Origin of the sequence: Shewanella loihica PV-4 (genome assembly GCF_000016065.1) — a bacterium.
Classification (GTDB): Bacteria; Pseudomonadota; Gammaproteobacteria; order Enterobacterales; family Shewanellaceae; genus Shewanella; species Shewanella loihica.
Genome location: NC_009092.1, coordinates 1,776,423 through 1,801,353, shown reverse-complemented (window position 1 = coordinate 1,801,353; position 24,931 = coordinate 1,776,423). Strand labels below are relative to the sequence as shown.

The following is a 24,931-nucleotide window of genomic DNA, read 5'->3' as shown; positions in this document are numbered from 1 at the left end:
GACTAGCTTTCATTGAATTAGCTTTAAATTACGTCGCTGTACGACTGCTACATCGCCAGGTCGACTCGCACGCCCCCCTGCAGGTAGACCACGCGCACCTCATCATCGACGTTGAAAATCATGCCGGGATCCAGGTCTTGAATCACCATTACCTCCCGACCATCTTCATAACGTATCATCAGCTCCACCAGCTTCAACTGCTGATAGTAATCGCCGCCCGCATTATGGCCTATGCCGCCACCAATGAGGGCCCCCAATACTGTGGCAACATCCTGACCGCTACCGCCACCAAATTGATGCCCTATGACGCCACCTATCAAGGCGCCGCCAAATGTGCGCCAGCCCTGGTTACGATCTTCCACTAACTGCGTCTGAGTAATGTTACGTACCGAGGTGACATAACCATACTCTACCTTCTCGACGGGGACGGCTTGATTGCGCTCGTAGGCGGCACCGACACCAGCACTCAGCCCTAGGCTGGCAAGCAAGATAAAAACTGACCAAATAAAGCGAAAGAGGCGGGAGGTAGGTTTCAACATAAGAGGTTTTCCGCTAACTTATAAAGAGGCCGATAACTAATTTTACTCAATTGTGAACTCACTGTCCTATTTAAATCATGAGCTGGCAAAGTTCCCTTCGCCGGAGTTTGCCCTAACCGATCCAAACGGACTCTTGGCCATCGGCGGCGATCTACACCCCAAGCGTCTGCTTAACGCCTACTATGAGGGGATCTTCCCCTGGTTTAACGAAAACGATCCCATCCTCTGGTGGTCGCCCGACCCCCGCGCCGTATTTGTACCCGGTTCACTCAAGGTCAGTCGCAGCCTGAAGCGCGATATCAAACGCCGTCAGTGGCGCTTCAGCGTCAATCGCGCCTTTAACAGTGTAATTGAGCACTGTGCCCTCACCCGCCAAGGCAAGGAAGGTACCTGGATCACCTTAGAGATACAGCAGGCCTATAAGGCGCTACACAAGTACAACAAGGCCCACTCGATTGAGGTATGGGACGGCGATAAGCTGATTGGCGGCCTCTATGGGGTGGCCATCGGCCAGGTGTTTTGCGGCGAGTCCATGTTTCACCTGCAGAGCAATGCCTCCAAGGCAGCCATGGCCATGCTGCACCAACACCTGCTATCACACAGATACCGACTGATCGACGCCCAGGTCATGAATCCTCATCTGGCATCCCTGGGTGCCAAGGCATTAAAGCGAGCGGATTTCATCAACCTATTGAAGCGTTTTCGCGATATCGAGGTTGCCAGCGATGCCTGGCACCCACAAGAGGTGCAGATTGAACTCTAGATCCGACACCATACAGGTGGGTATGACACATACCTTCGACTGCAGCTACCTGCAGGGCAAGCAGGAGCAGCTGTTAGTGCTGCAGGAGGAATCTCTCGACCTCACCCTGTTTGAGAAGCTCTTGGCCTTGGGTTTTCGCCGCAGCGGCGAGACCATCTATAAGCCACATTGCCCTCACTGCCAGGCCTGCCTGCCGATACGTATTCCGGTGGACCTATTTATGCCGTCACGACGGCAGAAACGCACCCTGAAACAGAATCAGGATGTTAGCTGGCGCCTGGTCGACACCTGCACCGACGAGCACTACGCGCTCTATGACAGGTACATCAAGGCGCGCCACCACGATGGTCCCATGTATCCCCCCTCACGAGAACAGTATGATCATTTCGTGCAGTGCAGCTGGCATCCACCAAAGCTGCTCGAACTGCGGCTCGAAGGTGAGCTGATAGGCGTAGCGGTCACTGACGTGTTGCCAAACAGCCTGTCGGCCATCTACAGCTTCTTTGCCCCCGCGCTGGATAAACGCTCTCTGGGCTCCTTGATGATTCTATTGCAGTGCGATCTCGCGAGGCAGATGCACAAGGCGCATGTCTACCTGGGTTATCAGATCCATGAGTCACGTAAGATGAATTACAAGACCGCCTACCATCCCTACGAGATATTGACCGCAAATGGTTGGCAACTCAGTGAATAAGCGCGCTTAATGAGAAAAAATAAAGCAAACAGATATTTGCCCAGATAACGAACACCTCTTTACAGAAGCGCTAATTTGCGGCATGATACGCCCGTTTTTAATATTTGAAGGCTAACAGGATAACTGATTAATGGCGAAAGAAGACAACATTGAGATGCAAGGCACTATTCTTGAAACCTTGCCAAATACAATGTTTCGAGTAGAGCTAGAGAATGGTCACGTAGTAATCGCCCATATCTCAGGCAAAATGCGTAAAAACTACATCCGTATTCTAACGGGTGATAAGGTCACAGTTCAGCTGACCCCTTATGATTTGAGCAAAGGGCGCATCGTCTTCCGTTCACGCTAATCGTTAGCTTGCGAATAATAAAAACCGGCAGTGCCGGTTTTTTTGTTCCTAATCGATAGCGACAATGGCAGAGACTGGCGGAAACCGACACAGTCCCGACCAAGCCGAATCAGGCAGCGAAGAAGGTTGAAGAAGGTTCTAGCAACTAGGCAGGATCTGACACATAAACCAAATCATGAAAAAAGGCTGCATCTGCAGCCTTTTTATTACGTCAGTGTATTACGCCTGTGTCAGCCGCTCCGACTGTTCGATCTTGATGGTCAGCTTATCACCGTCGACATCCACATGGGCCACACCGCCCTTCTCCAGCTTGCCAAAGAGGATCTCATCGGCAAGTGGTCGTTTGATCATCTCGGTGACCACACGGGCCATAGGCCGTGCCCCCATCGCCTTATCATAGCCCTTCTCAGCCAGTAAGGTTCTGGCATCATCGCTCACATCCAGCACCACAGATTTCTCATCCAGTTGCGCCTGCAGCTCGACCAGGAACTTGTCGACCACCTTGGCGATGACCGTCATATCCAGATGGTTGAACCAGATGATCTCATCCAAGCGGTTTCTGAACTCGGGCGAGAAGACGCGGTTGATCTCAGACAAAGCGTCCTGGCTGTGATCTTGCTGCTTGAAGCCGATGGATTTACGCACCGTCTCCTGCACGCCCGCGTTGGTCGTCATCACCAGGGTCACGTGTCTAAAGTCCGCCTTGCGACCATTGTTGTCGGTCAAGGTACCGTGGTCCATCACCTGCAGCAGCAGGTTGTAGACATCAGGATGGGCCTTTTCGATCTCATCGAGCAGCACCACGCAATGTGGGTTCTTGATCACCGCATCGGTTAACAAGCCCCCCTGATCGTAGCCAACATAGCCCGGCGGCGCACCGATAAGGCGAGACACGGTATGACTCTCCATATACTCGGACATATCGAAACGCACCAGCTTGAGGCTGAGACAGGACGCCAGCTGACTGGTGACCTCCGTCTTACCCACACCGGTCGGACCGGCAAACAGGAAGCTACCCACTGGCTTGTGGGCGCCGCTGAGGCCAGAGCGTGACAGGCGAATCGCCGAGCTTAAGGCTTCAATAGCCTTATCCTGGCCAAACACCACCATCTTAAGATTACGCTCAAGGTTCTTCAGCATATCCTTATCGGTGGCCGATACCGTCTTCTCAGGGATCCGCGCTATCTTAGCTATGATAGACTCGATCTCCGCCTGACCTATGGTCTTCTTGCGCTTGCTCGCTGGCTGCATCGCCATGCGGGCGCCCGCCTCGTCGATCACATCGATCGCCTTATCGGGAAGATGTCTGTCGTTGATATGCTTATCCGCCAGACGGGCCGCCACCGACAAGGCCGCCATGGTATAGCGCACGCCATGGTGCTCCTCATACTTGCTCTTGAGACCTTGTAGGATCTTAGTGGTTTCCGCCACCGAAGGCTCGTTGATATCCACCTTCTGGAAACGTCTGGCCAGGGCACGATCTTTCTCGAAGATGCTCTGATACTCCTGGAAGGTGGTCGAACCCATACAGCGAAGATGGCCACTAGAGAGCAGCGGCTTTAGCAAGTTAGACGCATCCATCACGCCACCAGATGCCGCGCCTGCGCCGATAATGGTGTGGATCTCGTCGATAAACAGTATGGCGTGCTTATCTTGCGAGAGCTCCTTGAGCAGGCTCTTAAAGCGTTTCTCAAAGTCACCACGATATTTGGTACCGGCCAGCAAGGCGCCGAGATCCAGCGAGTAGACAGTGGCATCAGCCATCACCTCAGGAACCTCGTCGTTGACGATGCGATAGGCAAGCCCCTCGGCAATCGCCGTCTTACCGACGCCAGCCTCACCCACCAATAGTGGATTATTCTTGCGGCGACGGCAGAGGATCTGAATCGAGCGCTCTATCTCATCGGAGCGGCCGATCAGGGGATCGATATTTCCTTTGCGGGCCTCTTCGTTGAGGTTAGCGGTAAATTGCGACAGCTTGCTGCGCTCTTCCGATTCACTGTGATCTTCAATCTGCTCGGGTTCCTGAGCATTATCCAGCTCATCACGTGACACGCCGTGGGAGATGTAGTTGACCACATCCAGACGGGTGATCTCACCGTTACGGAGCAGGTAAACCGCCTGAGACTCCTGCTCGCTGAAGATGGCCACTAAGACGTTGGCACCAGTCACCTCGTTACGCCCCGAGGATTGCACATGAAAGACGGCGCGCTGCAGCACGCGCTGAAAACCTAAGGTAGGCTGGGTTTCTCTGTCGTCGTTGGGATCGCTGATGATAGGTGTGGTCTGTTCGATGAAACTCGACACCTCTTCTCTTAACTTATCGAGGTTTGCACCGCAGGCGAGCAGCGCCTCTTGAGCCGCAGGATTATCGATTAACGCCAATAGCAGATGCTCTACGGTCATGTATTCGTGTCGCGCGTCTCTGGCTTGTTGGAACGCCAGATTCAAGGTGACCTCTAAATCTTTATTTAACATAAGCACCCCCTAAAATAATCACAAAACTTCGATATTCAGGCTTTCTCTAATGAACACAGTAACGGATGTTGGTTTTGTCTTGCAAACTGATTTACTTGTGCGACCTTGGTTTCTGCAATGCCGAAAGGGAAAACGCCGCAAATTCCCTTACCTTGGTGATGAATCGCCAACATGATATCTGTGGCTTCTTGTTCATTTTTATTAAAAAAGAGTTGTAACACCTCGATGACAAAGTCCATCGGGGTATAGTCATCGTTGTTTAAGATCACTTTGTACATCGAAGGCGGCATGAGTTCAGTTTCCGCGCGCTCTTCAATATGCTCAATATTACCTACTTTACCCATATTTCAATATTAGCCTCTAGTTTTGGCTTCTTCCAAAAGTTGCTGACCACCCGGGATAAACCTGTTACTCATCCGACCATTAGAACCAATTGCTGACGAATTTGGCGTAAATGTTGCCTTTTTGTTAAATTGGTCTTGACATCCGCTTTTACTGGTTTCATTCTGTTCATCGAGCGGTGAATTTACCCCGCCTCATAAGTTTTACTATCTTACTGGTCAGTAAACAACAGAAGGAAGTGGAAGTATGGCAAACGGAACTGTGAAATGGTTCAACAACGCCAAAGGATTCGGGTTTATCTGCCCTGAAGCTGGTGGTGAAGACGTTTTCGCACACTATTCTACCATTGAAATGGAAGGCTATCGAACTCTAAAAGCAGGCCAATCAGTCCAATTCGAGGTGGAACAGGGGCCTAAAGGGATGCACGCGTCAGCGATATCGCCCACTAAATAGTGGGTCAAAAAACAAAAAAGGCAGGGTTATCCCTGCCTTTTTTATTGCTGATTTTTAATCGCTAACGGACACCAACAAAGCATAAAAAAGGGTGCCGTGGCGCCCTTTTTTATTATATGGCTAAATTAGCCTATCAGCTGGTTCAGCGTCGCGCTTGGACGCATCGCCGCTTCCGCCTTAACAGCATCCAGGCGATAGTAACCGCCTAAATCAACCGCAGGGCCCTGCGCACCATTTAACTCGGCAACTATCTTAGCTTCGTTATTGGTTAGTGCTTCGGCAAGTGGCGCGAACTGCGCTTTTAGCTCAGCGTCGCTATCCTGTGCGGCCAAAGCCTGTGCCCAGTACATCGCTAGGTAGAAGTGGCTACCACGGTTATCCAGCTCACCCACACGACGTGATGGCGAACGGTTTTCATCGAGGAACTTACCGATAGCATTGTCCAGCGCATCGGCCAATACCTGCGCCTTAGGGTTGCCATAGTTCTGGCTCAGGTGCTCGAGTGACGCGCCCAGTGCCAGGAACTCACCCAGAGAATCCCAACGTAGGTGACCCTCTTTCTCCACCTGCTGAACATGCTTAGGCGCACTACCGCCGGCACCAGTCTCGAACAATCCACCACCACTCATCAGCGGCACGATTGACAGCATCTTGGCGCTGGTACCCAGCTCAAGAATTGGGAAGAGATCGGTGAGGTAGTCACGTAGCACGTTACCGGTTACCGAGATTGTATCCAGACCTTGCTTGATGCGCTCCAGTGAGAAACGAGTCGCCGCCACAGGCGCCATGATGTGGATCTCGAGTCCATCGGTGTCATGCTCAGGCAGATACTGCTTCACCTTGGCAATAAGCTGTGCATCGTGGGCACGGTTCTCGTCTAACCAGAACACGGCTGGCGTAGATGACAGACGCGCACGGTTAACGGCAAGCTTAACCCAGTCACGGATAGGGGCGTCTTTAACCTGACACATTCTCCAGATATCACCGGCTTCGACGTCGTGAGACATCAACAGATTTCCAGCGGCATCGACAACCTTGACCACACCATCGGCGGCAATTTCGAAGGTCTTGTCATGGCTACCATATTCTTCGGCCTTCTGCGCCATCAGGCCCACGTTTGGCACGCTGCCCATGGTGGTTGGATCGAAGGCGCCATTTTCTTTACAGAATTGGATAGTTTCCTGGTATACACCTGCGTAGCAACGATCTGGGATCAGCGCCTTGGTGTCTTTTAGCTTACCATCTGGGCCCCACATCTGACCTGAAGAGCGAATCGCCGCAGGCATAGAGGCATCGATGATCACATCGCTTGGCACGTGCAGGTTGGTGATACCACGGTCTGAATCAACCATAGCCAGGGCTGGACGCTCGGTGTAGATAGCGGCGATATCGGCTTCGATCTCGGCTTTCTTGTCGGCTGGTAGGCTAGCTATCTTTGCATAGACGTCACCAAAGCCATTGTTAACATCGACGCCCAGCTCTTCAAACAGCTGGCCATGCTTTTCAAACAGTGACTTGTAGAACACCTTAACCGCGTGACCGAACATGATAGGGTCAGAAACCTTCATCATGGTCGCCTTAAGGTGCAGAGACAGCAATACATCTTCGGCCTTAGCCGCTTCGATTTCGCGCTCCATGAAGGCAACCAGGGCTTTCTTGCTCATGGTAGAAGCGTCAATCACCTCACCGGCCAGTAACTTAAGGCCAGCTTTCAGTGTCTTGCTGCTACCATCTTTACCTTCGAACAGGATATCTATGCTGGTTGGCTCGGCAACAGTCACCGACTGCTCGCTACCGTAGAAATCGCCGGCTTCCATGTGCGCAACATGAGACTTAGAATCGCTGCTCCAGGCACCCATTGAGTGTGGGTTCTTCTTGGCGTAGTTTTTTACAGAAGTCGGCGCGCGGCGATCTGAGTTACCTTCACGCAGCACTGGGTTAACGGCACTCCCTTTGATCTTGTCGTAACGTGCCTTGATATCAGCTTCTGCGTCATTTTGCGGCTCATCAGGGTAGTTAGGCAGTGCATAATCCTTATCTTGCAACTCCTTGATACAAGCTTTTAGCTGTGGAATAGAAGCGCTGATATTAGGCAGCTTGATGATGTTTGCTTCTGGCTTAGTGGCCAGCTCACCCAGCTCGGCGAGCGCGTCAGAGATCTGCTGTTCTGGCTTTAAAAATTCAGGGAAATTGGCAATAACACGGCCAGATAAAGAGATGTCGCGTGTCTCAACGCCAACTCCGGCGGCTGCGGTGAAATGCTTGATAATAGGCAACAGAGATAGGGTCGCGAGAGCCGGAGCTTCATCTGTCTCCGTATAGATGATCGTTGGATTGTCGTTCATTATTACTTCCTACGTTTTTGTAAAATAAATCGTTTATTAATCAAACCACTATGATGTCATTATTATAATTTTACGATGGCGAATGCGAGGCATGAAAAGGATAAATCGTAAGGGTGAACGCCCTGGGGCTCTCCCCTGACACTTAAACCGATTTAATGCAAAACAAAGCGCGGTTAACATCTCAAAATCTGTTCACGTTTTGCTATCGATCACATTTAGTTGGCCGACATCATAAATCATTCACGCCAATATTCAAATTCCACTAATGGCGAATGCACAGTACAATGTCAGCATTAGCATACACTCAGCCAAAAGTTTGCCTCGTGAGTCCAAAAACACCCAGCGCCAATAAGCTAGCTTCTCGTCGTCAGGGAGCGAAAACCAACGCCCCAGCCACTAAATCCAAAGGCAATTCTTATCAGCCCAAACGAGGAGGGGGCGCCACCGCGGCAGAGGGTGTCAAACACAAACCTAAGCTTAAAGCTAAGCCTAGGTCCAAACCTAAGCCAAAGCCAAGGCCGCAGAACCCCATCATAGTGCTGTTTAACAAGCCCTTCGATGTCTTGTGTCAATTCACCGATGAGCAGGGCCGTCAGACCTTGAAGGATTTCATCCCGATTCAAGATGTCTACGCCGCCGGCAGGCTCGACAGAGACAGCGAAGGCTTACTGCTACTGACCAACGATGGTCAGCTACAGTCGCGCATCACAGAGCCCAAGAAAAAAACCGATAAGACCTACTGGGTGCAGGTCGAAGGCATTCCCAGCGACGAGGCGATTCAGGCGCTAAGAGACGGCGTCACTCTCAAAGATGGTCCGACCCTGCCCGCCAAGGTGGAGCGTATCGCCGAGCCGGATGTCTGGCCCCGCAACCCACCGGTGCGAGAGCGCAAACAGATCCCCACCAGTTGGCTGGCGATCACCATCTGCGAGGGACGCAACCGTCAGGTCAGGCGCATGACCGCCCATGTGGGCTACCCAACGCTAAGACTGATTCGTTATAAAATAGGTCAATGGAGCCTGAATGGCGTCGCAAATGGCGAATATAAGGTGTTGCCCCAATCCTAACGAGGTAATAGATGGAACGTTATAAACCCAATGTCACCGTCGCCTGCGTCATCAATTGTGACGACAAATACCTGATGGTCGAGGAGCTCATCGATGGCAAGCTCACCTACAACCAGCCCGCAGGTCATCTAGAAGCCTTTGAAAGCCTTAACCAGGCTTGCGAGCGCGAGGTATGGGAAGAGACAGGCCTTGCCATCAAGGCGCAGTCGCTGATCAACATCTATCAATTTCAGGCTAGAGACGATCTGGCCTTCCTGCGCTTCACCTATGCCTGCACCTTAGATGAGCCGCTCACACCCAAGCCCCAAGACAGCGCTATTCGCCGCGCCCTGTGGATGACACTAGATGAGATAACCCAGCTCAAGAGCCAGCTCAGAAGCCCCCTGGTACTACAATGTATTCACGACTTTCTTCAGGGAAAACTCTTTTCGACTGAGGTGGTCAATAGCCGCTTTCTCTAGTTAGCCCAAAGTCACAATGCATGATAGAATATGCCCCCGCATATTATGGTGATGATTTTCCCGGCAAGTGATGCGTGATCAACGCGCAATTAGACACAGGGCTAAGCAGGCAAACCGGCTTGCTCAACCGCAGAAAACATCACCATAGCTACACGAATTTAATGGTTTTTAGGATTTATGGCAGCAATCGAACCCAATCCAAACGGTAAAAAAGTGATCGTCGGCATGTCCGGCGGTGTCGACTCATCTGTTTCGGCGTATCTCCTCATGCAACAGGGCTATCAGGTCGAAGGCCTGTTCATGAAAAACTGGGAAGAGGACGATACCGACGAGTATTGTGCTGCCGCCGAAGATCTTAAAGATGCCCAAGCCGTTTGCGACAAACTGGGGATCAAGCTGCACACGGTTAACTTTGCCGCCGAATACTGGGACAACGTGTTCGAGTACTTCCTCGCCGAATACAAGGCGGGCCGTACCCCTAACCCAGACATCATGTGCAACAAAGAGATCAAGTTTAAGGCGTTTCTCGAGTTTGCCGACGACATCCTGGACGCCGACTACATCGCCATGGGCCACTATGTGCGCCGCAGCGATGCCTCGGGTCAAAGCCAGATGCTACGTGGCGTCGATGGCAACAAAGATCAGAGCTACTTCCTCTACACCTTGAGCCATGAGCAGATCGCCCGCTCCCTGTTCCCTGTGGGTGAACTGGAGAAGAGCGAAGTGCGTGAAATTGCCAAAGAGATGGGGCTGGTTACCCATGACAAGAAGGACAGCACAGGCATCTGCTTTATCGGCGAGCGTAAGTTCACCGATTTTCTGCGCACCTTCCTGCCCGCGCAGCCTGGCAAGATAGAGACAGCCGAAGGCGAAGTCATAGGTGAGCACCAAGGCTTGATGTACCACACCCTGGGTCAGCGCAAGGGGCTTGGGATCGGCGGCATGAAGAACAGCAACGACGATCCTTGGTATGTGGTCGATAAAGATCTCGAACGTAACGTGTTGGTTGTCGGTCAAGGTGGTAAGCACCCTCGCCTCATGTCGGTGGGTTTCTACGCCGATCAGCTACACTGGGTCGATAGAACAGGGCCTAATGATGGCGCCAAGATCACGGTCAAGACACGCTACCGTCAGCAGGATGTGGCCTGTACCCTCACCTATGAAGGGGACGATCGCATCAAGGTGATCTTCGACGAGCCAGTTGCCGCCGTAACCCCTGGTCAGTCGGCCGTGTTTTATGACGGCGAAGTCTGTCTGGGCGGCGGTATCATAGACAGTCTGATTAGAGAGTAAGCCGTGAGCGAGCCGATTTTCGACAGAACCATGGCCTTTGCCGGTATATTGCAGGCGATAGGTCAGGTACAAAAGGTTGCCAGACACGGCCAGGCAGACGATGAGATGCTTGGCGCCTGTCTGGGTACCATCATGGTGACCAATCCAGACAGCACTGCCGATGTATATCAAGACAAGGTCGCGCTGAATCGCGGCTACCAACTGGTGTTGAACCAGCTGGGCGATGACAAGCAGAAAGATGTCGAGGTAACCCGCTACCTTATCGGTATTTTGGCCCTGGAGCGTAAACTGTCACGCAGCTCAAACGCCATGGGCATGCTGGCCGAGCGCATCAATCAAGTACATCGCCAGCTGCACCACTTTGCCATTACCGACGAGCAGGTGGTTGCCAACTTCGCCGGCATCTACAGCGATATAATCAGCACCTTAGGCCCCAAGATACAGATCTCGGGCAATCCCGAGTACCTGAAACAACCTATGGTGCAACATAAGATACGCGCCCTGCTGCTGGCTGCCATGCGCAGCGCAGTCCTGTGGCGCCAACTTGGAGGCAAGCGCAGGCACCTTGTCTTCTCGCGAAAAACAATAGTTGATACAGCTAAGAAAAGCCTCACCCTATAAATAATAAGTTAAGTTCATTAAAGGAGCTTCTAATGGAACTTTCCGCACTAACTGCTATCTCTCCGGTAGACGGTCGTTATGGTAGTAAAACCGCCTCATTGCGAGGGATTTTCAGCGAGTACGGCCTGACCAAATACCGTGTTCAAGTCGAAATCAACTGGCTAAAGCTGCTGTCTAGCTGCCCAGAAATTGAAGAAGTTCCTCCTTTTAGCGAAGTCGCACTGGCCTTGCTCGACCAGATCAAAGACAACTTCAGCGAAGAAGACGCGCTGCGCGTCAAGACCATCGAGGCCACCACTAACCACGATGTGAAGGCAGTTGAGTACTTTATCAAAGAGAAGATCGCAGACAACAGCGAACTTACCTCCATCGGTGAGTTTGTTCACTTCGCCTGTACCTCGGAAGATATCAACAACCTGTCTCACGGCCTGATGCTTAGCGAAGCCCGCGAGCAGGTGTTGGTGCCATACTGCCAACAGATCGTCGATGGCGTGAAGAAACTGGCCAGCGAATATCGCTCTGTACCACTGATGTCACGTACCCATGGTCAGCCAGCCTCGCCTTCTACCCTAGGTAAAGAGATGGCCAACGTTGCCGTACGCCTCGAACGTCAGCTTAAGCAGATCCAAGCGGTTGAGATCATGGGTAAGATCAATGGCGCCGTGGGCAACTACAACGCTCACCTGTCAGCCTACCCTGAAGTTGACTGGCACACACTGTCAGAGCGTTTCGTGACTAGCCTGGGCCTTAACTGGAACCCATACACCACTCAGATCGAACCACACGATTATATCGCAGAGCTGTTCGATGCCGTCGCCCGTTTCAATACCGTACTGATCGATTTTGACCGTGACATCTGGGGTTATATCGCCCTGGGTCACTTCAAGCAGAAGACGATTGCCGGCGAAATCGGTTCATCGACCATGCCGCACAAGGTTAACCCTATCGATTTCGAAAACTCTGAGGGTAACCTGGGTATCGCTAACGCCCTGATGCAGCACTTGGCGGCTAAACTGCCTGTGTCTCGCTGGCAGCGCGACCTGACCGACTCGACGGTACTGCGTAACCTGGGGGTCGGCATGGCGCACTCGCTGATCGCTTATCAGGCAACCCTGAAAGGCATCTGCAAGCTCGAAGTGAACGAGGCTCACCTGCGTGAAGAGCTGGACCAAAACTGGGAAGTATTGGCCGAGCCAGTACAAACCGTTATGCGCCGCTACGGCATCGAGAAGCCATACGAGAAGCTTAAAGAGCTGACTCGTGGTAAGCGTATCGATGGCGAGCAACTGGCACAGTTCATCGACACTCTCGAGCTACCAAGTGATGTGAAGCTTGAGCTTAAAAAGATGACGCCTGCCAACTACATTGGCCGCGCCGAAGCTTTTGTGGATGATCTCAAGTAATCATCCCTAACACCTTATGAAAGGCGGTAGGCAGCAGCTTACCGCCTTTTTATTTCTGGAATATCTAGTTTCCGCAATACCTAGTTTCAGGAAGATGCGATTTCCTGACTATATGATTTCCGGATTATATGATTTCCGGACTATGTGATTTTCGGCATATACTGCCCCTATTATTCAGGCCTGATGACCGACGCCATGTATACTCCCAACTTCGATACCCAAGAGTTTTTAGCCCATCACTGGCAGAAGCAGCCTCTGGTGATCAAAGGCGCCTTCGCGCACTTTCAAGATCCTATCGCCCCCGATGAACTGGCGGGACTCGCCTGCGAAGAGGAGATCGCCTCACGCATCGTCCTGACCAAGAAAGATAACTGGGAGATCTTCCAGGGCCCCATCGAAGATTACTCCCCCTTTGGCGATGCCAACTGGCAGCTACTGGTCCAGGCCGTCAACCACTGGTACCCGGATGTAGAGCCCCTGGTTAACGCCTTTCGTTTCATCCCCGACTGGCGCTTCGACGATCTCATGGTCTCCTACGCCACGCCCGGTGGTGGCGTCGGCCCTCACATAGACAACTATGATGTCTTCTTGCTGCAGGGCGAAGGCAGGCGCCGCTGGAAAGTCGGCGCCAAGGGGCAATATTCGCCCCGCGGCGGCGATACCCACACGGCGCTGATCGATGATTTTGAGCCCATCCTGGATGTGGTACTCGAGGCCGGCGACATGCTCTATATCCCGCCAGGCTTCCCCCACCGTGGTGAGACATTGGAGACGGCACTGAGTTACTCCATAGGGTTTCGCGCCCCCAGCCAACAGGAGCTATTTAGCAGCATTGCCGATCATCTCATCGACACCAACGGCGGCAATAAGCGCTTTACCTCGAACCAAGAACCCGCTAGCCCTGGCCTACTGAGCGTCGAGCAGCAAGCAGGCATGTTGGCCCTGGTCTCAGAGATCTTATCCCAGCCAGACCATTATCAAACCGTGTTGGGTCAGACCCTGAGTCAGAACCGCTTCGAACTTGATCTGGCAGAGCAAGGGGAAAGTTACAGCCAGGAAGAGCTGATGGAAGCCCTGGAAGATGGTGCCTGCCTCCAACGCATCGGCGGGCTTAAGGTGATTCGTCTCGAAGGCGATAAACACCTTAGGCTCTTTATCAATGGTGAGATCTACGACTTTGATGCTGTTGATGATGACGATGCAGATGAGCTAGATGACAAACTCATGCTGCTGGCCAATGCATTTAGCTTCGAGGGCAAGCAGGCACTGGACCTGTGTCAGCGTGAGGCCATAGGCCAATACTTTATCTGGCTGCTTAACTCTGGCTACGCCTACCTGGCATAAGCTGCCAAATGCGAGTCTCCAGTCACTGATGCCCTGTAGCTAATGCCAAGTAGCTGATATTCTGTATCTGGTTTCAAGAAAGCGTCGAAGCTGAGAACACAAAAAAGCCGCCTCAGATGGGCGGCTGTTTTATTAGGCTCAAGCGCTTTTTAAAGACACGCTTAACAGCGGTGGCTGTTTAAAACACTTAGCCTTCTTTCCACAATTTTTCGTCATTGTGGATCTGATACAGGCTCTCGGCACGTGACACCAACAGCTGCGCAAACTGAGCCTGGGTCTTGTCTTTTACGGCGCCAGATTTAACCAGGTTTTCCGCCTTAAGCTGCCACATCATAGAGAAATGGCGAATCGCGTCGCGCGCGGTGGCGGCAACCTTAACATCCACATAGTCTGAAGGCAGATCGCCAGACATCACCCAGAAGGTCTGTGGCTTTGGCTGCTTAGACTCCATCTTCCATACCGCGAGGAAAGGCGCAAGGTAACGGCTCTCTTCGGCAATCACTTTACTTGGGATCACCCCTTTTTCCGCCAGAAAGCGGTTTGCCTTCTGAAAATGCTCTTTAACCCATTGTTGTGTCAGGGCTTCTTGTTCTTCTGGAGTGAGTGCTTTAGTGTTCTCGACTGCTTGTTCCGTCATACTGCTTCCTATTGTTATAGTTATGCTGTGAAGGGCGAAATGGAGCTGACAAACTGCATATTGCGTGAAAATTCACACACAACTTTACGTTAACGTAAAGTGGAAAGCAAAATTGCCACGCCGATCACAATTAATCCCAATCTTTGCTTTGTTGAGAGTATCGCTAAATGCTATCGTTCTGCAATAAATATAACAAGCCGTCGAAGGCGCCTCTTTGGCATTCGGCGTTTTAATTCCCAAGCGGAGAACTCATAAAGTGGCAGTATTTAATCATATCTCATTTGATGACCACGAACAGGTCGTATTTTGTCATGATAAAGAAAGTGGCTTACGTGCAATCATAGCCATTCACAACACCAACCTGGGCCCAGCGGTCGGCGGTTGCAGAATGTGGAACTATGAGTCTGATGACGAAGCACTGACCGACGTATTACGTCTGTCTCGTGGCATGACCTACAAGAACGCCCTAGCCGGTCTGGCAATGGGTGGCGGTAAGTCGGTGATCATCGCCGATCCTAAAGTAGAAAACCGTGAAGCCCTGTTCCGCGCCTTCGGTCGTTGTATTCATACTCTGGGTGGTAAGTACTACTCTGCAGAAGATGTGGGCGTGTCTACCAGCGACATCATGATTGCTCACCAAGAAACCCCATACATGGCGGGTCTTGAAGGTCAGAGCGGTGACCCATCACCATTTACTGCGCTTGGCACCTACTTGGGTATCAAGGCTGCCGTTAAGCATCAGCGTGGCCTGGACAGCCTCAAGGGCCTTAAGATTGCCGTTCAGGGCGTTGGCCACGTAGGTTACTACCTGTGTCGTCACCTGCACGAAGAAGGCGCCGAGCTGATCGTCACCGACATTCACCAGTCATCACTGGATAAGGTCGCTACCGAGTTTGGTGCTACTGTGGTTGCGCCTCAAGATATCTACCATCAAGATGTCGATATCTATGCACCATGTGCCCTGGGTGCCACCATCAACGACACCACGATTCCACTGCTGAAGGCTAAGATTGTGGCAGGTTGTGCCAACAACCAGCTTGCCGAACTGCGCCATGGCGAGAAGCTCAAAGAACTGGGCATCCTGTACGCGCCAGACTATGTGATCAACGCCGGCGGTATCATCAACGTCTCGTTCGAAAAAGATTACGACGCACAAAAATCTACCGCCAAGGTAGAAGAGATCTACAACACCCTGCTGAAGATCTTCGAACAGTCTGATGCGCAAAACCGCACCACAGCGGATGTTGCCGACGAACTGGCACGCGCCATCATCAACGGCGAAAAATAATTTCTGGCGCTAATTCCTGGTACTAGCCGGATTGAAAAACCACCGACAGGTTCGGTGGTTTTTTATTGCCTGCAACCCAAGTTTTGCACCAAGCCATAGCCTACTCAACCGATAAAAAACAGCTCAAAAATTTTCTGATTCAATTTTTCTTTTACCGCCAAAGAGATAATTTTCAGACACAGATTTTTCACAAAGGCGTACTGGAAAATGTCATATTCCTCTGCTTGACTTAGAGGCTCATCATCTTCGCTAGGATTGCATTATGATAAGTTTCAAGTACCACTTTAATCAGGATTTAGTGGAGTTACAGGCCAGTAACTGGATAGGCTTGGAGCAGGTATTTGTTAACGGCAAGCGGGTCTCGCGTAAGCTGAATTTCGGCCCCAAGAGCGAACATGAGGTGCAGCTGCACAGCGGCGATCCCTGTAAGTTTCAACTCTTTATCGATCCCAACAGCGAGCAGATGATCTGCCGCATCTACAAACAAAACCGCCTGATCACAAGCATCAAACAGGGAAAGGAAAACCTGATGCAGAGTCGTCTTTTGCTGCAATCTGTCATCATAGTAATGGCCGTCTCGAGCCTGGGCATGTTGCTGGTGGTGTAACTCAAAGTGACGACATCCCGAGCTTAATCGCCTATTCAAATAAAAGAACAGATCTAACCAGACAGACTCAATAGCGCAGACAAGTATTCAAGCTTCTGTGACCATCCGCGCCAATACATAAAAAAGCTCTGCTTATTAGCAAAGCGTCAGGCTTTCCCCAGCGACACAGACAGCTTGAGTGCTCTGATAGTTACCGCTGCCCGCCGTCACCATGGTAACCACTAGCTTCTGTTGCTTCTGAGAATTATCCACAAGCTCGGCCTTTAGGATGGTGCCGTCCCGCACGAAAGCCAGACTAGTGGCAAAATCCCCCACATCCAGGTTGCGATACAGACTCACCTGCACGCTGCCGATAGATCTTGGCTCCAACGCCCCCTCAACAACCACCAGGCTGTAGCCGTTTGCCAGCGTAAAGGCTTTAGCATAGCTGTCACTGCTCACACTCGATGCACCATCCGATTCTGGCTCGGAGGCAGCAGGTTGAGATGTGGAAGAGTGAGTTGAGGATTGGTTTGAGGCTTGAGTTGAAGACTTGGGGGATTTCTCGATATTAACCATACAGGCAGACAGGCTCATTACAAGCGCCGCAGTAAGCAGAGGTTTCAGCATTTTGATCATCCGTTGATTTAGGTGAGGTTTGATAATAGGTCAGATTGCCTAGGATAGGCCATTGATCTTATTGAGTAGATAGATAAATTGTTGTGATTCAAACTCAGACAAATTACCGAGAAACTGCTCGTTGACCCGCTCGGCCTCGCAGATAAGGTCTTGCTCCAACGCCTTGGCACTGTCGGTTAGGAAAATTTTGAAGGCGCGACGATTGTCCGCCTCCTGATGACGGGTAATATAGCCCTGTACCTGCAGCTGATCTAACAGGCGAGTCATGGTGTAATTAGCCACGTCACAGCGCTTAGACAGCTCTGTCTGAGTAACGCCCTCCTCCTGCCACAGGGCAAACAGGACGGGCCAGAGCTTAATGTCTAGCTCATAGCGCTTTAGCCTCTCATCCAAGGCCTTCTGAAGCTCGATATTAAGATGAGACACTAGGTATCCCAAGCTTTCATAATGTTTCAATCAGCACCTCCAGATACAGCGGTCATGCATTAATACTAACATCTGGTCCTAAAGAAACTAGGGCTCGGCTAACGCTAATTCGTAACGAAAAACCAATTGCCTTATCTAAGAAAGGCTTAACTCTTAGTTCGCGTCGCCGTCTTGATTTAGCAGGTATTGCTCGATAAAACGATAATAACAGGCTCTTCCAAGTTTAGCCGATAATCCCCTGGCTAAGGAGACGGATATTGCCGCCTCATCCACTACAAACATATCTCTGCTTGCCACCTGGAACTGGGTGCCTATGGAGCTGGTGAGGGTAAATTGCCCGTCTTGCGCCTCTTCATAATCATTGATAATAAAGGGAAACTCTACAACTTCCACCCTCACCGTCTCCACCGGCGTCATCAGTAAATATCCCTCAGATTTATGATGCAAAATGGTGGCAAATAGGCGGCAAAATTTATCAGGCAGAGGCTCGCCGCGATAAAACCAACGTCCTTGGTTATCGATATGAAACAGCGGCGCCTCATCGCATAGCTGCGCCCCTTGAGTGATTTGCCGCAGCTGCGCGGCGGGCTCGAGTTCAGGCATAGTCTCTCGTTAGCTCATTAGCCATGCACTGATTAACCTTGAACAGATTAGCCATGCATTTACTAAACATTATCGATAAGACTCAGCAGCGCCTGCACCGGGTGTTTAGGTTTGAAGCCACCGAAACGCTTCACCTGGCTACGGCAAGAATAACCCGAGATCAATATCTGCTCATGTGGCAGCGAATCAATGGCCTTCTCCCAAGACATCTCATACAGGGCCTTGGAGCGCTTTAGGTTATCGCTCTCATGACCATAGGTGCCTGCCATGCCGCAGCAGCCTAGGCTGACTGTGCTTAACTCGGCGCCAAATGCACTAAAGATCGCCTGCCACTCTTTGGCCGTATTGGGCTTGGCCGTCGATTCGGTGCAGTGACTGAACCAGGTAAACTGCCTATTCGCATTAGTCGCATTAGCTGACTTATTTAACTTAGCTGACTTAGCTGTCGGCGCCACGATGTCGATCACCTTGAGCAGCCATTCGTTGGCCAGCAGCACGTTAAAGTCGCCACGATTTTCAGCCAAGATCTCTTTATATTCATCGCGATAGCAGAGCACCATGGCAGGATCTACCCCCACCATAGGCATGCCAAGGGCGTGCACCTGATTCAAGAAATCGGCGCTGGACTGAGCCGTCTTGGCAAACTTATCCAGGAATCCCTTAATATGAATCGGCTTGCCATTTGGTTTAAAGGGCAACAGCACTGGCTTGAAGCCCAGCTTCTCGATGAGCTTAATAAAGTGATAAACCGTCTCGGCCTCGTAGAAGCTGTTGAACGGGTCTTGCACCACCAGCACATATTGGTCACGTTCGGCTTCAGGGATCTGCTGCAAGGCATTGAGGTCATAGCCACGGCAGGCGTGGTTCTCCAGACGCTGCTTGAGGGTCGGTACTGACAGCGCCGGCGCATCCACATAGCCGATAGATTGTTTAATCACCCACTGACTCAGTTTGTTTTGTGAGGCAAAGTTGGTGATCTGAGGCACTTTGGCCATCAATGGCAGACTCTCTTCAATCCCCGCCACCAGATAGTCTTTCACAGGTCTGAGATAGCGCTGGTAATAGATGTTAAAGAACTGCGCCCTGAACTTGGGCACATCCACCTTCACAGGGCACTGAGACGAGCAGGCCTTACAGGCGAGGCAACCTTTCAACGACTCCATCACCTCGTGGGAGTAGTCATATTCGCGCTCTTTCTTCAGGGTGTTCTGGGTGCGCTGCAGCCAGCCCAGAGGCTTGGCCTTGGCTAGAGCCTCGACATCCACGCCTTCTGCTTCCAATAAGCGCAGCCATTCGCGCATCAGACCCGCGCGCCCCTTCGGCGATTGTACCCTGTCTCCGGTCACCTTAAATGAGGGGCACATCGGCGAATAGACGCTGTAGTTGAAACAGAGGCCATTGCCGTTACAGTTCATCACATCCGGGAAGGCTTCGCGGGTGTTAACCGGGATCTGACGGTCGAAGGCGCCGCGTTTGGTGCTGTCGACATTATAGAGCAGCGGTCCGCTGCCCTTAGGTGCCACCAGCTTGCCTGGATTTAGCTTGTTATTGGGGTCGAAATAGCCTTTGACCTCTTCGAGCAGACCAAACAAGGTCTCACCGAAGACAGATGGGCCATACTCGCCACGTACCCCCTTACCATGCTCGCCCCACATCAGGCCGCCATACTTGAGGGTCAAGGCCGCCACCTGATCAGATACCGTCTTGAGCAGTCGCTCATCCTGCGGGTCGCACATATCCAGCGCCGGACGCACATGCAGCACGCCGGCATCTACGTGACCGAACATGCCATATTGCAGCTCATGGCTGTCCAGCAGCGCCCTGAACTCCAAGATAAAGTCAGCAAGCTTCTCAGGCGGCACAGCGGTATCTTCGGCGAATGCGATAGGCTTGCGGCTTCCCTTAGTGGCGCCAAGCAGCCCCACCGCTTTCTTGCGCATAGCGTAGATGGTGTTGATGCTCGCCTTATCCGATGTGACCTGATAACCCAGCAGGCCAGCCTCATTAGCGGCAAGCTGGGTATCGAGCATCGCCTCTAATTGTTTAACTTTCGCTTCCACCTCGTCAGGCTCACCGGCGAACTCCACCATGTTGAGGCCATCGATAGAGGCGCCCGGCACATCTTCAATCAGAGATGACACCGAATGCCAGATGATATCCTGCTTGGCCAGATTAAGAACCTTAGAGTCCACGGTTTCCACCACGGTCACCTCGGCCTTAACCAGATCCGGCGCGTGACGCAGCGCCGACTGGAAAGAGTCATACTTGATGTTGACCATCATGCGGGTCTTGGGCAGTGGCGTAATATCCAGCTTGGCCTCGGTGATCACCGCCAGCGTGCCTTCAGAGCCGGTAAGAATGCGCGACAGGTTGAACTCATCGACTGTCTCGTTCCAGACGTTTTTCAGATCATAACCCGTCAGGAAACGATTAAGCTTTGGAAAGCGGCTCTCCACCTCGCCTCTGTGCTCACGGGTCATGCGGGCGATATCACGCTGCAGTGATTGCCCCAGGCTTGGGGACTCCAGCGCATCTAAAGCTTCTAGCGCTTTAAGATCCAGCGGCTTGGTCTCCAACACGCTGCCGTCATATAGCACGCTGATCAGCTCGAGCACATGATCCGACGTCTTGCCATAAACCAGCGAGCCTGCGCCCGAGGCGTCTGTGTTGATCATGCCGCCCATGGTGGCGCGGTTAGAGGTTGAGAGATCTGGACTAAAGAAGAAACCATGGGGGCGCAGCGCATCGTTGAGCGCATCTTTGACCACCCCGGCCTGCACCCTCACCCAGCGCTCCTTCTCGTTGATCTCAATCACCTGATTGAAATAACGCGACAGATCCAGAATGAGGCCATGGGTCAGCGACTGACCGTTGGTGCCTGTGCCGCCCCCGCGCGCACTAAAGACTACCTGTTTAAACTCTGGCTTAGTCGCCAGGGTCATGATCAGCTTAACATCGGCCTGAGTCTTGGGGTACAAGACCGCCTGAGGCAGAAACTGGTAGACAGAGTTATCCGTTGCCTGGGCGAGACGCGCACTGTAACGCTTATCGATATCGCCACAATAATTGCTCTGGGCAAGGGCGTCGAGAAACGCCAAATAGACAGGCTCTAGGGTCTGTTGATGGGATAACTTAGGGAGCATGATGACTTCTTTTCAATTGGTGTTTATTAAAATAATGTTGCCATTATAAACAAAAAAAAGCCGCTAAAAAGCGGCTTTCGTCAATTAGCTTATTCTATCTAAAGAATAATTAAGCGTGAGCTTCACCCAGGTATAACCAGGTATCGATCACTGTATCTGGGTTAAGCGATACAGTGTCGATGCCTTGCTCTACCAACCAAGCCGCAAAGTCGGCGTGGTCAGAAGGACCTTGACCACAGATACCCACGTAAGCGCCTTTCGCCTTAGCGGCCTTGATAGCCATTGCCAGCAGGGCTTTAACGGCTTCGTTACGCTCGTCGAACAGGTGACTGATGATGCCTGAGTCACGGTCCAGACCTAGGGTTAGCTGGGTCAAGTCGTTCGAACCGATTGAGAAACCATCGAAGATCTCGAGGAACTGGTCGGCTAGCAGGGCGTTAGAAGGCAGCTCACACATCATGATGACGCGCAGACCATCTTTACCACGCTCCAAGCCTTGCTCTTTCAGCAGTTCGATAACCTGACGGCCTTCTTCAAGCGTACGTACGAATGGGATCATGATCTCTACATTCGTCAGACCCATCTCGTTGCGTACACGCTTGATGGCTTCGCACTCAAGGGCGAAACAGTCGCGGAACGACTCAGAGATGTAACGGCTTGCACCGCGGAAGCCCAGCATTGGGTTCTCTTCTTCCGGCTCGTAACGGTCACCACCAACCAGATTAGCGTACTCGTTAGACTTGAAGTCTGACATACGTACGATAACTTTCTTCGGATGGAAGGCCGATGCGATAGTCGCGATACCTTCAACCAGACGTGCCACGTAGTATTCTACTGGTGACTCGTAGCCGGCGATCATCTCGTGGATCTCTTGCTGCAGCTCGGCGCTTTGGTCGTTGAACTCAAGCAGCGCCTTAGGGTGAATACCGATCATACGGTTGATGATGAACTCGAGACGGGCCAGACCCACACCTTCGTTAGGCAGACGAGCGAAGTCGAACGCTCTGTCTGGGTTACCCACGTTCATCATGATCTTCATCGGTAGTTCAGGCATAGAATCGACGCGAGAAGACATAACGTCAAACTCTTGGATACCTTCGTAGATGTAACCTGTGTCACCTTCGGCACAAGAAACAGTCACCTGTTGACCATGCTTGATCTTGTCTGTGATGTCGCCACAACCTACTACCGCCGGCACGCCGAGTTCACGGGCGATGATCGCCGCGTGACAAGTACGGCCACCACGGTTGGTGACGATAGCGCTGGCGCGCTTCATGATTGGCTCCCAATCTGGGTCAGTCATGTCGGTAACCAGTACGTCACCTTCTTGGATCTGGTCCATATCTTCGATAGAAGCCAGTACCTTAGCGGTACCGTTACCGATCTTATGACCGATGGCACGACCTTCGCCAATCACTTCGCTCTTGGTCTTCAGGTGGAAACGTTCGATCAGCTGTACATCTTCACGTGAACGTACGGTTTCTGGACGCGCCTGTACGATATACAGTTTGCCGTCGTTACCATCTTTAGCCCACTCGATGTCCATTGGACGACCGTAGTGCTTCTCGATGATCATGGCTTGCTTAGCCAGCTCCATCACCTCTTCATCGCTGATAGAGAACTGACGACGCATGTCGGCAGGTACATCTTCAATCTTCACCTGCTTACCGTGGCTCAGGTCGTCAGAGTAAACCATCTGAATCAACTTGCTACCGATGTTGCGGCGAACAACGGCCTTGTGACCTGCGGTCAGGCTTGGCTTGTGAACATAGAACTCATCTGGGTTCACCGCGCCTTGTACTACCATCTCACCTAGGCCGAATGAAGAGGTCACGAAGACCACATCGTTGTTACCTGACTCAGTATCCATGGTGAACATTACACCTGAAGCGGCGGTGTCTGAACGAACCATACGCTGTACGCCAGCTGAAAGCGCAACGCCTTTGTGGTCATAACCTTGGTGTACACGGTATGAGATAGCTCGGTCGTTAAAGAGAGAGGCGAATACGTGCTTGATAGCAACCAGTACTGCGTCGAAGCCTTTAACGTTCAGGAAGGTTTCCTGTTGGCCGGCAAATGAAGCATCTGGCATATCTTCAGCAGTCGCTGAAGAGCGTACTGCGAACGATGCATCCTTAGTTTCTGAGGAAAGCTTGTCGTACGACTCACGTACAACCTGCTCAAATTCGCTATGGAATGGGGTATCGATAACCCACTGTCGGATCTGTGCACCTGCGGTGGCGAGTGCATTCACGTCGTCGACGTCTAGAGCTTCTAGCGTCTCGTATATCTTCTGGTTAAGTCCGCTTTGTTCAAGAAATTCATTGAACGCAAAGGAAGTGGTCGCAAAGCCACCAGGCACTTGAACACCTGCATTAGCTAGATTGCTGATCATCTCCCCAAGAGAGGCATTTTTACCGCCTACCTTGTTGACGTCACCCATGCCTAATTCTTGATACCAGAGTACATATTGCTGCACAGTTCTATCTCCGCAAGTTTATTTCAGTGTGGCCCCTTCACACGAGGGCAGCGGCATTTTACACTCCACAGCAAGACGCGTAAATCTATAATTTTATTTGTAATTTTATTACTACAAGAGGTCAAAATGTCACGTAAAGTCTTTTATATCTCAGATGGGACGGCGATCACGGCCGAGGTTTTTGGCCATGCGGTACTGTCTCAATTTCCAGTTGAGTTTGAAGCACTTACTATTCCATTTGTCGAGACGACTCAGAAAGCCGAGGCGGTAAAAGCACAAATTAATGATTGTTTTATTACAACAGGCGAACGACCACTTGTGTTCCATTCTATCGTCAAAGCCGAGATCCGAGACATCATCTACAGCAGTGAGTGTATCGACTATGACTTCTTGAACACCTTCGTTGCCCCGCTTGAAGATCAGTTAGGCGTCAAGGCGGTTCCCGTGACCCACAGGACTCACGGCAAGGCCAATCACAGTTATGAAGCGCGTATCGACGCCATCAATTACGCCATGGAAAACGATGACGGCCAGACCCTTAAACATATCGACAAGGCCGACATAGTGCTTCTGGGTGTATCCCGTTGCGGCAAGACCCCCAGCAGCCTGTATCTGTCGATGCAGTTTGGCATCAAGGCGGCTAACTATCCCTTCATCGAAGATGACATGGACAACCTCAAGCTGCCCGAGGTGTTAAAGAAGAACAAACATAAGCTGTTTGGTTTGACGATCGACCCTGTGCGCCTGCATGAGATCCGTCAGAGCCGCATGGAGAACAGCCGCTACTCTTCGCTGAGACAGTGCCGTATCGAGGTAAAAGAGGTAGAGATGATGTATAAGCGCGAGCGCATTCCCTTCGTCAATACCACCAACCATTCGGTTGAAGAGATCGCCACCAAGATTCTGGATGTCACAGGTCTGGAACGCCATATGTTCTAAAACTAGGCTTACCTCTGCCTATATAGAGGCAAGTTAAGC

23 protein-coding genes are annotated in these 24,931 nt (G+C 51.7%); 13 read left to right on the top strand and 10 right to left on the bottom strand.

Annotated elements, in window-relative coordinates:
- Positions 1–47: 47 nt before the first annotated feature.
- Complete coding sequence (locus SHEW_RS08155) at positions 48–539, bottom strand: outer membrane lipoprotein (protein WP_011865369.1); 492 nt, start codon at positions 537–539, stop codon at positions 48–50.
- Between the two features lie 52 nt (positions 540–591).
- Here SHEW_RS08155 and aat point away from each other — a divergent pair, with 52 nt between their 5' ends.
- The 3 genes from aat (at position 592) to infA (ending at position 2,345) form a co-directional block, all read left to right on the top strand.
- Entirely contained in the window at positions 592–1,302 is a 711-nt protein-coding gene (gene aat / locus SHEW_RS08150) for a leucyl/phenylalanyl-tRNA--protein transferase (RefSeq protein ID WP_011865368.1), read from the top strand.
- A complete protein-coding gene (locus SHEW_RS08145; protein ID WP_011865367.1) occupies positions 1,292–1,996 on the top strand; it encodes an arginyltransferase in 705 nt (234 codons plus the stop codon). Before aat ends, SHEW_RS08145 begins: the two co-directional genes overlap by 11 nt.
- 130 nt (positions 1,997–2,126) lie before the next feature.
- Positions 2,127–2,345 (top strand): translation initiation factor IF-1, encoded by a 219-nt coding sequence (gene infA, locus SHEW_RS08140; RefSeq protein ID WP_011865366.1) that lies wholly within the window; start codon positions 2,127–2,129, stop codon positions 2,343–2,345.
- A gap of 219 nt (positions 2,346–2,564) precedes the next feature.
- Here the strand turns inward: infA and clpA are convergent, their stop codons facing one another.
- Positions 2,565–4,823, bottom strand: coding sequence for an ATP-dependent Clp protease ATP-binding subunit ClpA (clpA, locus tag SHEW_RS08135; RefSeq protein WP_011865365.1), 2,259 nt, complete (start codon positions 4,821–4,823; stop codon positions 2,565–2,567).
- A 35-nt stretch (positions 4,824–4,858) separates the two neighbouring features.
- On the bottom strand, positions 4,859–5,167 hold the full coding sequence (clpS, locus tag SHEW_RS08130; RefSeq protein WP_011865364.1) for an ATP-dependent Clp protease adapter ClpS: 309 nt from the start codon (positions 5,165–5,167) through the stop codon (positions 4,859–4,861).
- Positions 5,168–5,411: 244 nt separating this feature from the next.
- On the opposite strand from clpS, the gene cspD reads away from it, so the two are divergent.
- Positions 5,412–5,618, top strand: a complete 207-nt coding sequence (gene cspD, locus SHEW_RS08125) for a cold shock domain-containing protein CspD (RefSeq protein ID WP_011865363.1) — start codon at positions 5,412–5,414, stop codon at positions 5,616–5,618.
- 125 nt (positions 5,619–5,743) lie between these two features.
- Here the strand turns inward: cspD and SHEW_RS08120 are convergent, their stop codons facing one another.
- Positions 5,744–7,963 (bottom strand): NADP-dependent isocitrate dehydrogenase, encoded by a 2,220-nt coding sequence (locus SHEW_RS08120; RefSeq protein ID WP_011865362.1) that lies wholly within the window; start codon positions 7,961–7,963, stop codon positions 5,744–5,746.
- Between the two features lie 272 nt (positions 7,964–8,235).
- On the opposite strand from SHEW_RS08120, the gene rluE reads away from it, so the two are divergent.
- The 6 genes from rluE (at position 8,236) to SHEW_RS08090 (ending at position 14,152) form a co-directional block, all read left to right on the top strand.
- Entirely contained in the window at positions 8,236–9,030 is a 795-nt protein-coding gene (gene rluE / locus SHEW_RS08115; protein WP_011865361.1) for a 23S rRNA pseudouridine(2457) synthase RluE, read from the top strand.
- A gap of 11 nt (positions 9,031–9,041) precedes the next feature.
- Positions 9,042–9,491 (top strand): NUDIX hydrolase, encoded by a 450-nt coding sequence (locus SHEW_RS08110; RefSeq protein ID WP_011865360.1) that lies wholly within the window; start codon positions 9,042–9,044, stop codon positions 9,489–9,491.
- A gap of 177 nt (positions 9,492–9,668) precedes the next feature.
- Positions 9,669–10,784 (top strand): tRNA 2-thiouridine(34) synthase MnmA, encoded by a 1,116-nt coding sequence (mnmA, locus tag SHEW_RS08105; RefSeq protein ID WP_011865359.1) that lies wholly within the window; start codon positions 9,669–9,671, stop codon positions 10,782–10,784.
- Positions 10,785–10,787: 3 nt separating this feature from the next.
- Complete coding sequence (gene hflD, locus SHEW_RS08100; RefSeq protein WP_011865358.1) at positions 10,788–11,405, top strand: high frequency lysogenization protein HflD; 618 nt, start codon at positions 10,788–10,790, stop codon at positions 11,403–11,405.
- A 32-nt stretch (positions 11,406–11,437) separates the two neighbouring features.
- A complete protein-coding gene (purB, locus tag SHEW_RS08095; RefSeq protein WP_011865357.1) occupies positions 11,438–12,808 on the top strand; it encodes an adenylosuccinate lyase in 1,371 nt (456 codons plus the stop codon).
- Positions 12,809–13,003: 195 nt separating this feature from the next.
- A complete protein-coding gene (locus SHEW_RS08090; RefSeq protein WP_041407083.1) occupies positions 13,004–14,152 on the top strand; it encodes a ribosomal protein uL16 3-hydroxylase in 1,149 nt (382 codons plus the stop codon).
- Between the two features lie 187 nt (positions 14,153–14,339).
- On the opposite strand, the gene SHEW_RS08085 is transcribed toward SHEW_RS08090, so the two are convergent.
- Complete coding sequence (locus tag SHEW_RS08085; protein ID WP_011865355.1) at positions 14,340–14,789, bottom strand: DUF4826 family protein; 450 nt, start codon at positions 14,787–14,789, stop codon at positions 14,340–14,342.
- A gap of 256 nt (positions 14,790–15,045) precedes the next feature.
- Here SHEW_RS08085 and SHEW_RS08080 point away from each other — a divergent pair, with 256 nt between their 5' ends.
- Complete coding sequence (locus SHEW_RS08080; RefSeq protein WP_011865354.1) at positions 15,046–16,077, top strand: Glu/Leu/Phe/Val dehydrogenase dimerization domain-containing protein; 1,032 nt, start codon at positions 15,046–15,048, stop codon at positions 16,075–16,077.
- A 262-nt stretch (positions 16,078–16,339) separates the two neighbouring features.
- Entirely contained in the window at positions 16,340–16,684 is a 345-nt protein-coding gene (locus tag SHEW_RS08075) for a hypothetical protein (protein ID WP_011865353.1), read from the top strand.
- A gap of 135 nt (positions 16,685–16,819) precedes the next feature.
- On the opposite strand, the gene SHEW_RS08070 is transcribed toward SHEW_RS08075, so the two are convergent.
- The 5 genes from SHEW_RS08070 to ppsA form a co-directional block, all read right to left on the bottom strand.
- Positions 16,820–17,293 carry a PliI family lysozyme inhibitor of I-type lysozyme gene (locus SHEW_RS08070; RefSeq protein WP_223294776.1) on the bottom strand — a complete coding sequence of 158 codons (474 nt, stop codon included), beginning with the start codon at positions 17,291–17,293 and terminating at the stop codon, positions 16,820–16,822.
- 48 nt (positions 17,294–17,341) lie between these two features.
- Positions 17,342–17,758 (bottom strand): MarR family winged helix-turn-helix transcriptional regulator, encoded by a 417-nt coding sequence (locus SHEW_RS08065; RefSeq protein WP_011865351.1) that lies wholly within the window; start codon positions 17,756–17,758, stop codon positions 17,342–17,344.
- A 123-nt stretch (positions 17,759–17,881) separates the two neighbouring features.
- Positions 17,882–18,331, bottom strand: coding sequence for a DUF1285 domain-containing protein (locus SHEW_RS08060; RefSeq protein ID WP_011865350.1), 450 nt, complete (start codon positions 18,329–18,331; stop codon positions 17,882–17,884).
- A gap of 62 nt (positions 18,332–18,393) precedes the next feature.
- The gene (gene ydiJ, locus SHEW_RS08055) at positions 18,394–21,474 is read right to left on the bottom strand and encodes a D-2-hydroxyglutarate dehydrogenase YdiJ (protein ID WP_011865349.1); all 3,081 of its coding nucleotides are present in this window, start codon (positions 21,472–21,474) and stop codon (positions 18,394–18,396) included.
- Between the two features lie 109 nt (positions 21,475–21,583).
- The gene (ppsA, locus tag SHEW_RS08050; protein WP_011865348.1) at positions 21,584–23,953 is read right to left on the bottom strand and encodes a phosphoenolpyruvate synthase; all 2,370 of its coding nucleotides are present in this window, start codon (positions 23,951–23,953) and stop codon (positions 21,584–21,586) included.
- A gap of 126 nt (positions 23,954–24,079) precedes the next feature.
- On the opposite strand from ppsA, the gene ppsR reads away from it, so the two are divergent.
- Positions 24,080–24,892 carry a posphoenolpyruvate synthetase regulatory kinase/phosphorylase PpsR gene (gene ppsR, locus SHEW_RS08045; protein ID WP_011865347.1) on the top strand — a complete coding sequence of 271 codons (813 nt, stop codon included), beginning with the start codon at positions 24,080–24,082 and terminating at the stop codon, positions 24,890–24,892.
- Positions 24,893–24,931 lie beyond the last annotated feature (39 nt).

Coding starts and splice junctions, on each gene's coding strand:
- SHEW_RS08155 (WP_011865369.1), bottom strand. CDS start 539: ATGTTGAAACCTACCTCCCGCCTCTTTCGCTTTATTTGGTCAGTTTTT.
- infA (WP_011865366.1), top strand. CDS start 2,127: ATGGCGAAAGAAGACAACATTGAGATGCAAGGCACTATTCTTGAAACC.
- ppsR (WP_011865347.1), top strand. CDS start 24,080: ATGTCACGTAAAGTCTTTTATATCTCAGATGGGACGGCGATCACGGCC.
- SHEW_RS08070 (WP_223294776.1), bottom strand. CDS start 17,293: ATGCTGAAACCTCTGCTTACTGCGGCGCTTGTAATGAGCCTGTCTGCC.
- ydiJ (WP_011865349.1), bottom strand. CDS start 21,474: ATGCTCCCTAAGTTATCCCATCAACAGACCCTAGAGCCTGTCTATTTG.
- SHEW_RS08090 (WP_041407083.1), top strand. CDS start 13,004: ATGTATACTCCCAACTTCGATACCCAAGAGTTTTTAGCCCATCACTGG.
- SHEW_RS08110 (WP_011865360.1), top strand. CDS start 9,042: ATGGAACGTTATAAACCCAATGTCACCGTCGCCTGCGTCATCAATTGT.
- clpA (WP_011865365.1), bottom strand. CDS start 4,823: ATGTTAAATAAAGATTTAGAGGTCACCTTGAATCTGGCGTTCCAACAA.
- rluE (WP_011865361.1), top strand. CDS start 8,236: ATGCACAGTACAATGTCAGCATTAGCATACACTCAGCCAAAAGTTTGC.
- purB (WP_011865357.1), top strand. CDS start 11,438: ATGGAACTTTCCGCACTAACTGCTATCTCTCCGGTAGACGGTCGTTAT.
- SHEW_RS08060 (WP_011865350.1), bottom strand. CDS start 18,331: ATGCCTGAACTCGAGCCCGCCGCGCAGCTGCGGCAAATCACTCAAGGG.
- mnmA (WP_011865359.1), top strand. CDS start 9,669: ATGGCAGCAATCGAACCCAATCCAAACGGTAAAAAAGTGATCGTCGGC.
- SHEW_RS08085 (WP_011865355.1), bottom strand. CDS start 14,789: ATGACGGAACAAGCAGTCGAGAACACTAAAGCACTCACTCCAGAAGAA.
- SHEW_RS08120 (WP_011865362.1), bottom strand. CDS start 7,963: ATGAACGACAATCCAACGATCATCTATACGGAGACAGATGAAGCTCCG.
- SHEW_RS08075 (WP_011865353.1), top strand. CDS start 16,340: ATGATAAGTTTCAAGTACCACTTTAATCAGGATTTAGTGGAGTTACAG.
- clpS (WP_011865364.1), bottom strand. CDS start 5,167: ATGGGTAAAGTAGGTAATATTGAGCATATTGAAGAGCGCGCGGAAACT.
- cspD (WP_011865363.1), top strand. CDS start 5,412: ATGGCAAACGGAACTGTGAAATGGTTCAACAACGCCAAAGGATTCGGG.